The organism is Enterocloster sp. 210928-DFI.2.20, from assembly GCF_020554465.1.
Taxonomy (GTDB): Bacteria; Bacillota; Clostridia; order Lachnospirales; family Lachnospiraceae; genus Enterocloster; species Enterocloster bolteae.
The window spans coordinates 1-11,979 of sequence record NZ_JAJCHK010000061.1; the positions used below are offsets into that span (position 1 = coordinate 1).

11 protein-coding genes and 2 tRNA genes are annotated in these 11,979 nt (G+C 49.8%); 12 read left to right on the forward strand and 1 reads right to left on the reverse strand.

Annotated elements, in window-relative coordinates:
* Positions 1-152 precede the first annotated feature (152 nt).
* From LI015_RS27270 to LI015_RS27320, 11 genes are all read left to right on the forward strand, one after another.
* Positions 153-1,343, forward strand: coding sequence for a molybdopterin molybdotransferase MoeA (locus tag LI015_RS27270; RefSeq protein WP_002566942.1), 1,191 nt, complete (start codon positions 153-155; stop codon positions 1,341-1,343).
* Between the two features lie 348 nt (positions 1,344-1,691).
* Positions 1,692-2,414, forward strand: a complete 723-nt coding sequence (locus tag LI015_RS27275; RefSeq protein ID WP_002573618.1) for a DUF554 domain-containing protein — start codon at positions 1,692-1,694, stop codon at positions 2,412-2,414.
* 82 nt (positions 2,415-2,496) lie between these two features.
* Positions 2,497-3,678 carry an aminotransferase class I/II-fold pyridoxal phosphate-dependent enzyme gene (locus LI015_RS27280; protein WP_118019649.1) on the forward strand — a complete coding sequence of 394 codons (1,182 nt, stop codon included), beginning with the start codon at positions 2,497-2,499 and terminating at the stop codon, positions 3,676-3,678.
* Complete coding sequence (locus LI015_RS27285; protein WP_002566945.1) at positions 3,679-4,206, forward strand: VanZ family protein; 528 nt, start codon at positions 3,679-3,681, stop codon at positions 4,204-4,206.
* Entirely contained in the window at positions 4,203-4,949 is a 747-nt protein-coding gene (gene truA / locus LI015_RS27290; RefSeq protein ID WP_227126721.1) for a tRNA pseudouridine(38-40) synthase TruA, read from the forward strand. The genes LI015_RS27285 and truA overlap by 4 nt, the downstream gene beginning before the upstream one ends.
* Positions 4,946-6,130 carry a cation diffusion facilitator family transporter gene (locus tag LI015_RS27295; protein WP_002566947.1) on the forward strand — a complete coding sequence of 395 codons (1,185 nt, stop codon included), beginning with the start codon at positions 4,946-4,948 and terminating at the stop codon, positions 6,128-6,130. The genes truA and LI015_RS27295 overlap by 4 nt, the downstream gene beginning before the upstream one ends.
* 7 nt (positions 6,131-6,137) lie before the next feature.
* Entirely contained in the window at positions 6,138-6,704 is a 567-nt protein-coding gene (locus LI015_RS27300; protein WP_002573617.1) for an RNA polymerase sigma factor, read from the forward strand.
* 121 nt (positions 6,705-6,825) lie between these two features.
* Positions 6,826-6,897: transfer RNA gene (locus LI015_RS27305), tRNA-Gln, on the forward strand.
* Positions 6,898-7,083: 186 nt separating this feature from the next.
* A complete protein-coding gene (locus tag LI015_RS27310) occupies positions 7,084-8,115 on the forward strand; it encodes a lysylphosphatidylglycerol synthase transmembrane domain-containing protein (RefSeq protein WP_002566949.1) in 1,032 nt (343 codons plus the stop codon).
* A gap of 155 nt (positions 8,116-8,270) precedes the next feature.
* Positions 8,271-8,945 carry a YczE/YyaS/YitT family protein gene (locus LI015_RS27315; protein WP_002573615.1) on the forward strand — a complete coding sequence of 225 codons (675 nt, stop codon included), beginning with the start codon at positions 8,271-8,273 and terminating at the stop codon, positions 8,943-8,945.
* A 158-nt stretch (positions 8,946-9,103) separates the two neighbouring features.
* Positions 9,104-9,175 (forward strand) — tRNA-Gln (locus tag LI015_RS27320).
* Between the two features lie 66 nt (positions 9,176-9,241).
* On the opposite strand, the gene LI015_RS27325 is transcribed toward LI015_RS27320, so the two are convergent.
* Positions 9,242-10,756: a PucR family transcriptional regulator gene (locus LI015_RS27325; protein ID WP_119205752.1), complete on the reverse strand. Its 1,515-nt coding sequence runs from the start codon at positions 10,754-10,756 to the stop codon at positions 9,242-9,244.
* A 247-nt stretch (positions 10,757-11,003) separates the two neighbouring features.
* Here LI015_RS27325 and nikB point away from each other — a divergent pair, with 247 nt between their 5' ends.
* The gene (nikB, locus tag LI015_RS27330; protein WP_002566952.1) at positions 11,004-11,927 is read left to right on the forward strand and encodes a nickel ABC transporter permease; all 924 of its coding nucleotides are present in this window, start codon (positions 11,004-11,006) and stop codon (positions 11,925-11,927) included.
* The last annotated feature ends 52 nt before the right edge of the window (positions 11,928-11,979 follow it).

Consider the following 11,979-nt stretch of genomic DNA (forward strand, 5'->3'; position numbering starts at 1 on the left):
GCACCACCTTGCCAAGGTGGGGGCCGCGGGTTCGAATCCCGTCTCGCGCTTTTTTGTTTTATTGGCTGGGCCTTGATTCATCAAGGTTTCCCGGCTTTTTTGCATATGATTTGCCATGGGAGAGGACGCAGATGAGAAAAAGGAATCCAATCATGTTGGAGGAGGCCCAGGAACGCCTCATGAAGATTAAGATGAAGGAAGAGACTGAAACCGTACGGGTGACAGAGGCATTGGGAAGAGTGTGCGCTGAAAATATATACGCAGTCATGGACCAGCCTCCCTTCCCGCGGTCTCCGCTGGATGGTTATGCAGTCAGAAGCCAGGACACGACAGGGGCGTCAAAGGAGAATCCGGTAAGACTGAATGTAATCGAGCACATCTGCGCTGGTATGTATCCTAAATTAAAGATAGGTCCGGGGGAGGCCGCCAGAATTATGACAGGCGCCCCTATACCGGAGGGAGCGGACGGTGTTATCATGCAGGAGCGGACTGACGAGGGAAGCGAATCTGTTGAGATATACCAATCCGTCGCATCTTATGGAAATTATTGTAAAGAAGGCGAAGATACATACAGGGGAGCACTGCTTATGGAAAAGGGAAGGTCGATACATTCTTCCCACATAGGAATCCTTTCAAGTCAGGGAATTGAGACCATACCGGTATATTCCGTGCCTGTGGTAGCCATTATGGCCACGGGGGATGAACTGGTGCCTGTGGGAACCCCTCTGGAGCCGGGAAAGATTTATGACAGCAATGGCCCCCTTCTTGCCGCCAGGATAAGGGAGCTGGGAATGAAGCCGTTTCTTCTCCAACGTGGAGGAGACGACACAGAGAAGCTGGCCGAAGAAATCAGAAAACAATTGACGGAATGCGATGCTCTGATTACCAGCGGCGGTGTATCAGTGGGCGTGCGGGACTGCATGCCTTATGTGGCAGAAGCCCTTGGAGCGGATGTGCTGTTTCACGGAATCAATGTTAAGCCGGGTTCTCCCATGCTGGCAATGATAGTGGAGGGCAAGCCTGTATTCTGCCTGTCCGGGAATCCCTTTGCGGCGGCGGCCACGTTTGAGGTTCTGGTGAGGCCGGTGCTGGAACGGATGCGCGGAAAAGCGCAGTGGAAGCCGGAGATTCTGCTTGGAATACTTAAAAGTCCATTTCCCAAGGCATCTCCCTGCAGGCGCCTGGTAAGAGGAAAGATAGAGGACGGAAAGGTATGGCTGCCTGAGGGGCGCCATTCTTCGGGCATGCTGTCCAGTATGGCCGGTTGTAACTGCCTGGTAGATATCCCGGCAGGAAGCAGCGGTTTAAAGGCGGGGGAACAGGTGAAAGTCATGCTTATGTAGCTTTATATGAATTCTTTGCGTACGGCGGAAATCCTCTGGTGGGGATTTCCGCCGTTTTGTGAAAGCTCCGGCGGTATATGTTTTTATAAACTTATCCAAATGCTTAGAATCTCTGGATCTGGACTGTGAAAGGATGCCAGGCATTTATGGTACTGGTGCAAAACATTCATAGTACTGGTGCCAAACATTCATGGTAACGGACTCTTGTCATATCTGGAAAATTATACTATAATAGGCGAAATGGGCTGATTTAGCCTGTTAATGGGTAAAAGTATTCAAATGGGTAAGCGAGATTAACCGGTAAAAGTGTTTTAGGAAATGGGTAAGGAACAGGCGGGAATAAGTAAAATGGCGGGATTAGGTACGATTGTTAACGTGGCCGGCATACTGGCCGGATGCGGTGTGGGGCTTTTATTGAAAGGCGGGCTGCCCAAACGGCTGCAGGATACGATTTCCAGCGCGGTGGGGCTGTGCGTGGTGTTTGTTGGCATTACGGGCGCTCTCAAAGGGCTGATGACCATAAATGGAGGCAGATTTGAGACACAGGACACGCTGGTGAGTGTGGTGTGCATGGTGGCGGGCGCTGCCCTGGGTGAATGGATTAATATTGAGTACAAGCTGCAGCAGCTGGGGGAGTGGTGCAAATCCAGGATTCCCGCAGGACAGGTATCAGGGACTTTTGTGGAGGCCTTTGTCAGCAGCTCCCTGCTGTTTTGTGTGGGGGCCATGGCCATTGTGGGTTCCCTGGAGGACGGTTTAAGCCATAATTATAATACTTTGTTTACCAAGGCGGTGATGGATGGAGTTTTGTCTGTGGTGTTTACAGCAGCACTTGGCATAGGAACTGCATTTTCCGTTTTTCCCGTGGCCATCTATCAGGGGAGTATTACCCTGCTGGCAGGGCTGGTGAGGCCATTTCTTACGGATATCATGATAACCAGGGTATCCTGCATTGGTTCCATACTGATTTTCGGTCTGGGCCTGAATCTGGTCCTTGGAAGCAAGATAAAGATAGGAAACCTGCTGCCGGCTGTTTTTTTGCCAATCATTGCCTGCCTGTTGGGTTTTTAGGAATCCGGCAGCCGGCAGTGAGCGGGACATGGTATGTCGGGCAGATGCAGCTGCAGCTATACAGAGAGGAAGGATGAGTCATATGAAATTTGCAAAAAGGATGGACCGTTTTGGAGAGGGGATTTTTTCAAAACTGGCTGAAATTAAAAAGGAAAAGACTGCAAAGGGAGAGGAGATTATCGATCTCAGCATAGGAGCGCCTAACATACCGCCCGCGCCTCATATTATGGAGGCATTGTGCAGGGCCGCCGCAGAGCCGTCCAACTATGTGTATGCCATCAGTGACAGAAGGGAGATGCTGGAGGCGGCCGGCGGATGGTATCAAACCCGGTATGGGGTGGAGCTGGACCCTGAGACAGAGATTTGCTCCCTGCTGGGGTCCCAGGAGGGACTGGCCCATATTGCGCTGTCCATCGTGGACGAGGGGGATGTGGTGCTTGTGCCGGACCCCTGTTATCCTGTATTTGGTGACGGTCCGCAGATAGCCGGTGCCAGGCTTCACTACATGCCTCAGAGGAAGGAAAATGGATATATTATCCGTCTGGACGAGATTCCCGAGGACGTGGCCAGGAAGGCCAAACTTATGGTGGTGTCCTATCCTAATAATCCAACCACGGCCATGGCGCCGGATTCATTTTATGAAGAACTCATAGCCTTTGCCAGGAAATATGACATCATTGTGCTTCACGACAATGCCTACAGCGACTTGATTTTTGATGGAAAGGCATGCGGAAGCTTTCTGCGGTTTCCGGGGGCAAAGGAGATCGGCGTGGAATTTAATTCCCTGTCAAAGACATACGGTCTGGCCGGAGCCAGAATCGGATTCTGCCTTGGCAATTCCCAGGTGGTGTCCCGTCTGAAGCTGCTTAAATCCAACATGGACTACGGCATGTTCCTTCCGGTCCAGGCTGCCGCCATTGCGGCGATTACAGGGGACCAGTCCTGTGTACAGGCTACAAGGAAGGCCTATGAGACGCGCAGAAATATTATGTGCGACGGGTTTACATCCATTGGATGGAAGATGGAACGGCCGGAGGCCACCATGTTTGTGTGGGCCGCTATTCCGGAACATTATACCAGCTCAGAGGCATTTGTCATGGAACTGGTAGAGCGGGCAGGAGTAATGGTTACCCCAGGCAGCGCTTTTGGTCCGTCCGGCGAGGGATATGTTCGTCTGGCCCTGGTCCAGGATGAGGAAATGCTTAATAAGGCTATAAGGGCTGTCAGAGAAAGCGGCGTCCTGACAGCAGAAGGGAAACGGTAGATGCCAGATGAGAGGAACCGGCCTGTATTAAAGCGGCCTGCATTGAAGCGGTCTGTAATGAACCGGCCCGCATTGAACCGGTGGCATGTGGTGATACTGGTCTATATATGCTTCATATACGGTAATTCCCTGACACCGGCCACTATCTCTTCCCAGGAAAGCGGCTTTCTTTTGGATAAATTCCGGGGAGCCATGATATCCCTGGGCTGGGAGCATCTGTGGCTGACAGAGCACATTGTCAGAAAAACAGCCCATTTTGCAGAGTATGCGGTGCTGGGAGGATTGATGGTCAAGGCCTGCGGGGGAAATGGAAGATACAGGATATTTAACAGGGATGTACTGATGATGATTTTTATGGTTCCCTTTGTGGATGAGACGATTCAGCTCTTTGTGGCAGGGCGGTCCGGCCAGATAAGCGATGTATGGCTGGATATGAGCGGAGCAGCCGCGGGGATGGCGATTACCGTGGGGGCGCTGTGTTGTCTGCGCAGGAAAAAAGAAAGGGCAAGGCAGGGAGGCAGAGAATGAATATAGGAGTGTGGCTGTCCTATGACGGCACCAGATACGACGGCTGGCAGAAGCAGGGAAATACAGACAGGACCATCCAGGGCAAGCTGGAGGCGGTTCTGGAAAAGCTGGAAGGCAGTCCGGTGGAGGTCCACGGTTCAGGACGGACAGACGCGGGGGTCCACGCAGAAAGCCAGGTGGCTAATTTCCATTTGGCGAAGGACATGACCCCGGACGAGATTATGAGGTATATGAACCGGTACCTGCCGGAGGACATTGCCGTTACAAGGGCCTGCGTGATGCCGGAACGGTTTCACAGCCGTTTGAATGCGTTGAGGAAAACATACCGCTACCAGATAGAGACAGCTCCCAAAAAGAATGTGTTTGAGCGTTATTATTACTATGGCTTGGGGCAGGATCTGGATGTGGGAAAGATGGAACAGGCAGCGGCCATTCTCACGGGAACCCATGATTATAAAAGCTTCTGCGGCAATAAGAAAATGAAGAAATCAACAATCCGCACCATTGAATCCATATGCTTTTACCGGATGGGAAGCAGAATCCATATATCCTTTACGGGCAATGGGTTTTTGCAGCAGATGGTACGGATTTTATCAGGCACCCTTATAGAGGTGGGGACGGGTAAACGAAAACCGGAGGAAATGGCAGCTATTCTGGAGGCCGGGGACCGTTCTATGGCTGGTTTTACCGCCCCGCCTGAAGGGTTATTCCTGGAAAAAGTGGAGTATGGTGATTTGATATGACTGGATTTTTAGTGAAACGATTTGTTAAAGATCATGACAATGTGGAGGATGTACGTGTAAGGACGGCTTATGGGACACTGACCAGCATGGTGGGAATCGGCTGTAACCTGCTTCTTTTTGTATCCAAGCTTTGTATCGGCATCCTGGTGCACAGTATATCTGTTATGGCGGATGCGTTTAATAATCTGTCGGATGCGGCTTCCTCCATTATTGGATTCGTGGGAGTCAAAATGGCGGAAAAACCTGCGGATGACGACCATCCCTTTGGTCACGGCAGAATAGAATATATCGCAGCCTTTATCGTGGCATTCCTGGTCATACAGGTGGGCTTTTCCCTGTTTAAGACCTCCTTTGGCAAGGTACTGCATCCTGAGGATATGAGCTTTCGGTGGATATCCATACTGATACTTTTTATGTCTGTGGCCATTAAGCTGTGGCTTTCCTGTTTTAATAAAAAGCTGGGAAAGCGTATCAATTCCAAGGTGATGCTGGCCACCTCGGCAGACGCGCTGGGCGATGTGGTCACTACTTCCGCTACCATATGCTCCATCGGAATATACGGGGCATTTGGATTCAATGTGGACGGTATTGTGGGACTCATCGTGTCTGTGGTGGTAATGATCGCAGGCGTGAACATAGCCAAGGATACCCTGGCGCCCCTGATTGGAGAAGCCATTGACCCTGAGATTTATGACAAAATATCAAGCTTTGTGGAGAGCTTTGACGGAATTGTGGGCAGTCATGATTTGATTGTACATAATTACGGCCCTTCGCGAAGCATGGCATCCATTCATGCAGAGGTGCCCAATGACTGCGACGTGGAGCGCACACATGAAATCATTGACCGCATTGAGCGGGAGGCCATGAGGCGGATGGGAATTCTGCTGGTTATCCATATGGACCCGGTGGAGACCCACGACGAGAGGGTAGTAGAGTTTAAGGAGTTAGTGACGTCTGTTCTGGACGGAATAGACAGCAGGCTTACGTTCCACGACTTCAGGATGGTGGACGGCGTGGAGCGCATCAACCTGATCTTTGATTTGGTGGTTCCCAGGGAATATAAGCCATCGGTTCTGGGTAAACTGAAAGCAAGGATCACTGAGGACGTGGCGAAAAAAGACAGGCGCTGCTGCTGCGTCATAACCATGGAAAACAGCTTTATCTCGGAAAGCCGGGAGTAAGCTTGATATGGGCGCCGGGCTGGTCCTGGAAGGGGGACGCTGGATGACACAGGAAGAGATGATAGAGGCCATGGGAGATGGGGATATGGAGGCGTTCCACCTCTTTTACCAGGACACGGCCAGGCCTGTGTACAGCTTTATCCTGTCCCTGACCAGGAATCCGGAGGAGGCCGAGGATGTGATGCAGGACACCTATCTGACCGTGTGGACCAAGGCAGGGTCCTATGTCCCCCAGGGCAAGCCTCTGGCCTGGGTATTCACCATAGCCAGGAATCTTTGCTATATGCGCTTCAGGGAGCAGAAGATGAAGGCGGACGTGGCTCTGGAGGACCTGGCTGAGAAAGAGGAGGGGGAGTACTGCGCTCCCCTGGAACAGGCCGCGGACCGTAAGGTGCTGCTTGACGCCCTGGGCCGAATCAGCCGTGAGGAGCGGCAGATTGTACTTCTTCACGCAGCCGCAGGCATGAAGCACCGGGAAGTGGCGGAGGCGCTCCAGATGCCATTAGCTACGGTACTGTCAAAGTATAACCGATCCATGAAAAAGCTTCAGGAGCTGCTCAGATGTTCCGGGTAAGACCGTAAGCCAGGGGATGGAAAACGAATAAAACAAAATAATGTGCTAGAAAATGGATAAAATTGAAAAAAACACTTGACGAATTGCCGACTATATTATATAATACATTTCGTTGTGTTGATGGGCTATCGCCAAACGGTAAGGCAACGGACTCTGACTCCGTCATTTCAAGGTTCGAATCCTTGTAGCCCAGTTTGTTATATCTTGGTCCCGTAGGCGTTATGCCTGACGGGATTTTTTGTTATATTTCTGTTTTCGGACCGGGAACCCTGCGGGGAGGGAACCTGCAAGTCTGGTAATCCATGGGGGCAGAATCCTGCGGGGATATGAAGCTGCGTAAAAGGGATACCGGCGGACGTGACGGGGAGAGGGGGAAAACATGTCTGATAAAAAGAAGAATCTGATCAACGGAATATTCCTTCTGACTGTATTTGTTCTGACCATTTACAGTGTATTTTCGGGTGAGGATTTAAGCGATATAGCGGACACCATATCCGAGGCGTCTCCTGTATACCTGCTTATGGGGGTTGGCTGTGTTATTTTTTTCATATGGGCGGAGTCTGCTATCCTGCATTATCTGCTGGGCACCCTGGGCATAAAGACAAAGAGAAGGACCTGTTTTCTGTATTCCTCTGTGGGTTTTTTCTTCAGCTGCATCACGCCTTCGGCAGGGGGAGGACAGCCGGCCCAGGTTTACTATATGAGGAAGAACATGATCCCCGTGCCTGTGGCCACAGTGGTGCTCATGGTGGTAACCATTACATACAAATCCGTTCTGGTGGTGATTGGCTGTCTTCTGGCTGTATTCGGCCAGGGCTTTTTAAATCGTTACCTGTACGAGGTCATGCCTGTCTACTATCTGGGGCTGGGGCTTAATGTGGTATTCTGCGCCGCCATGCTGGTTCTGGCTTTCCACACATCTCTTGCCAGGGACATGGCAATGCGGGTTCTGGGACTTCTGGAGCATTTTCGTTTCCTCAAGAAAAAAACCTCCAGGACAGAGCGCCTGCTCCTTACCATGGAGCATTATAATGATACGGCTGCCTTCCTGCGCCAGCACAAGCATGTGCTGCTCAGAGTGCTGTTTCTCACCTTCTGCCAGCGGCTGGCATTGTTTTCAGTGACATATTTTGTGTACAGGGCCTTTGGGCTTAAGGGGACGGCCATGATTACCCTGGTGCTTCTCCAGTCAACGATTTCTGTGTCCGCCGATATGCTGCCTCTTCCGGGGGGCATGGGAATCAGCGAGCATCTGTTCCTGACCATATTCGATCCTATTTTTTACGGGGATCTGCTTTTGCCCGCCATGGTATTGTCCAGAGGTATTGCGTATTATGTACAGCTGGGATTCAGCGCTGCGGTGACCATGTATGCCCATATTACATTGGTGAGAAAGCATAGAAAAATCTAAAAAAATTTTAGGTTATCTAAAAATGATTATGCATTGTGACGAAAATATGGAGTCAACTTAAGTTAGAATGCCCATTGTGAGCCGTGGGTTTACGTGATATCATAAGATATATAAAAAAAATTAGGTTATACAAAAATTTTTAGAGGTGTAAACACGTGAAAAATTCAGATAAGTTGAAGCGTTACAGCATGTTTATTGCAGGTGTCATATTCAGCGCCTTGGGTATCAGCCTGATTACAAAAGCCGGACTGGGCACGTCGCCCATTACCAGCCTTGCCTTTGTCCTGACGTTTATATTCCCTCACAGCCTGGGAGAGTTTACCATGCTGGTGAACACGGTCATGTTCCTGATACAGGCCGCCCTTCTGGGGAAGGCATTTGGAAAGATACAGCTGCTTCAGCTTCCGGCCGCCCTGCTGTTTTCCGCCTGCATAGACGGATGGATGTATATTCTGGGGTTCTGGAAGACGGGAAGCTATGTGGGGCAGGTGCTCATGCTGCTGCTGGGTTGCGTGTTCCTGGGGCTGGGTATTGCCTTTGAGGTGATTCCCAATGTGCTTATCCTTCCTGGAGAGGGGCTGGTGCGTGTAATTGCAGGGCTTACCGGCTGGAGGTTTGGATTGGTAAAAACGGGTTTTGATATGAGCATTGTGGCAAGTGCTGTGGGGGTTTCCCTGTTCTTTACGGGCCATGTGCTGGGAATCAGGGAAGGAACCGTGCTGGCCGCCCTCATCGTAGGAAGCATTTCCCATTTCTTTATCGAGAAGGTATCCAACGTGCTGGAAGGGTGGATACCCGACTACTCCGATGCAGGGGACGCCTGCCCGTAATGCATCGGCTAAATCCGGCATTTTTGAGTCTGTTTCATATTAAATTTAAAAAATTTAAAAAAGTTCTTGACTAATTGCCACAATATGGGTATAATAAACTCCGCAGCCGCCAATCAGGACAAACAGTCAGGGCAGGGCGCTGCGGATAAACTGAATAATGGGCTATCGCCAAATGGTAAGGCAACGGACTCTGACTCCGTCATTTCAAGGTTCGAATCCTTGTAGCCCAGTTAAAAAAAAGCTGGTAATTTCGAGAATGAATCTCGGATTACTAGCTTTTTTATATGCTGCGTTTTTTATTTGGGCAGCATCATATAAAGTTTTACTCCCAGCTCTACATCCAGCCGGGTCTGTCTGTCATCCAGGGATATCTCTGCAATCTCGCAGATACGGTCCATGCGGTGAAGCATTGTCTTGTAGTGGATAAACAGCTGTTTGGCGGTTTTGCTCAGGTTCAGGTTATTTCCAAGAAGGGAATCAAGGGTTTCTAAATATTGGGTATTATTGAGCTTGTCGTATTCCGCCAATCTGGTCACTGCAGGGGGAATCACCTGTTCCAGGTTGCTGCGGTGGGAATAGGTGGCCAGCATGCGCAGTGCCCCCATGTCTTCATACTTTACCAGCCTGTTGTTAAACACGCGGCAGAACTGCAGGGAATCTGCTGCTTCCTGAATCTTCTGGGAAAGCTGGAACAATTCAGATGCGATGCTGCTGATACCTGCGTAGAAGGTAAAAGAGCCATATGTTTTTGAAATGTATTGGTTTAAATTTGTAATAACTTCTGTGACCAGATCGTACAATTCTGGGGGAGAGAGCTTTTTTTCTGTCCTGTATATTATATTCAGCAGATCATCCTGGATGCAGAAGTAATAGTTGCTTTTGGGAATCAGGCGCGTCATCTCTGCCAGCGCCTCAGGAACCTTGGTTATGTTTCTGGCAGCCTCCAGTTGAATGGAGACTGCCAGATAGGAATCATTCTCGTGCCAGCCATACCCTTCAGCCTTCTCTACAATCTGTTTTACTCCCATATTTTGTCGAAACAATTCTTTTAAAAACCCGGATATGTATCTCTGCTCTATTTCAACAGTGTAATACTTTTTGAGATAGAGAACGGCAGACAGATTTGCCGCATTTTTCAGAAGTCCTTCCAGATTTTCATCGAGATAACGGTTGGTCGCAGCTTCCAGATAGCCGCACACCTCCCCCATGCACATAATGGGAAGCGAGATCCTGTCTGCTATGGCCATTTCAGAGTGGAATTCTTCTGATTGGGAAGTAAAAATAATATTTTTATCAGAATCGCACAGATGAATGGAAGCAGGCACATATTCAGCCAGGTAATCCAGGATATCCTGTTCTCCGGCCCCGGAGGCCAGAAGCTGTGACATATTGTTCTGAAGCTCTATAAAGTACTGCGCTTTGTTATTCAGGATCTGTTTCATGACAGAAGACACCACGTCAAAGAAGCTCACATCAGGGGGAAGCTGTACAATGGGAATTCCGTACTGGCTGCCGGACTGAGTGATTTCCGCCGGGATTTCCGGCATGCGCTCCCCAGTCTTTATGAACAAAGCGCTGATGTGTTTTGAGGCCAGGGCATCAATATATTCTTTGAAGGAAAGGGGGCCGGTTACGGCTCCGTACAGAGAAGTAAGAAGAATTTCGCCGCCGGTAAGCCACTGGATCAGATCCGGGTCTTCGGCTGTGGTGATGCCGGTGACAAAATGAGACAGGCCTGCGGCTCCCGCACATATTGTTACATTTTTCAGAATATCCAGTTGTAAGATGTCAGCCACTGTCAGTTTTTTCATTTGGATGCTCCCCGCCGCATTTATGTATAATACAGATAACTAAATCTTATATTCATAAACAATAACAATAAAATCATTGTTATAAGTATATCATAAATTTGGTGGAAATGAATAAAGGAGGGGTGCACTGGAAGGATGAAAATAGGGGGGCGGGATTATCCTATTGTGCCAATATATTTCCAAAATACAGCGTAGTATAATAAAATGCATAAATACTACATGAAAATGTATAATGGAGGAATGAACTATGCTGAAGTTCACAATGAAAAGGCTGGTATATCTGGTTCTGGTGCTTGTGGGTGTGTCATTTCTGGTATTCCTGCTGCTCTACATGACGCCAGGGGACCCGGTCCGGATGATGCTGGGTGAATCAGCTACCCCAGAAGCGCAGGCGGAACTGCGGCTGGAGCTGGGACTTGACGATCCCTTTCTGGTACAGTATGGGCGCTATATCAAAAATATCGTAGTACATCAGGATCTGGGGACGTCCTACTCCACCAGAAGACCTGTACTGGACGAGATTATGACAGTGTTTCCCAACACAGTCAAGCTCGCCACAGCGGCAATCATCATCGCCGTCATCCTGGGAACCTTCCTGGGAATTGTCTCTGCGGTCAAGCAGAACTCCCTTCTGGACAATGCCGTTATGGTGCTGGCGCTCATTGGAACATCGGCCCCCATCTTCTGGATCGGCATCCTGATGATTATTCTGTTCTCTGTCAATCTGGGATGGCTGCCACCTTCGGGTTTCGGAAGTTTTAAGCAGTTGATTATGCCCGCCCTTGCGCTGGGGATGCAGAGTACGGCGGTAGTGGCCAGGATGACACGTTCCAGCATGCTGGAGGTGATACGCCAGGATTTCGTCAAGACAGCCAGGGCAAAAGGACAGAAGGAAAGCGTGGTCATCATGAAGCATGTGTTCAGAAATGCTTTGATTCCTGTTATCACCGTGGTGGGACTTCAGTTCGGAACGCTTTTAGGAGGCGCTATGCTGACAGAAGTTGTATTTTCCATTCCAGGGGTAGGGCGTCTGATGATTGAGGCCATCAAGCAGAGGGATTTCCCCATTGTCCAGGGCAGCGTTCTGTTCGTTGCGGCATGTTTCTCGTTGGTTAATCTCGCGGTGGACCTGTTGTACGCAGTTGTCGATCCGAAGGTCTCAAAAGAATAAATGATCTCTCGGAATCTTGAGTGATCATGCCAGCAAAACTCTGGCATTGAAC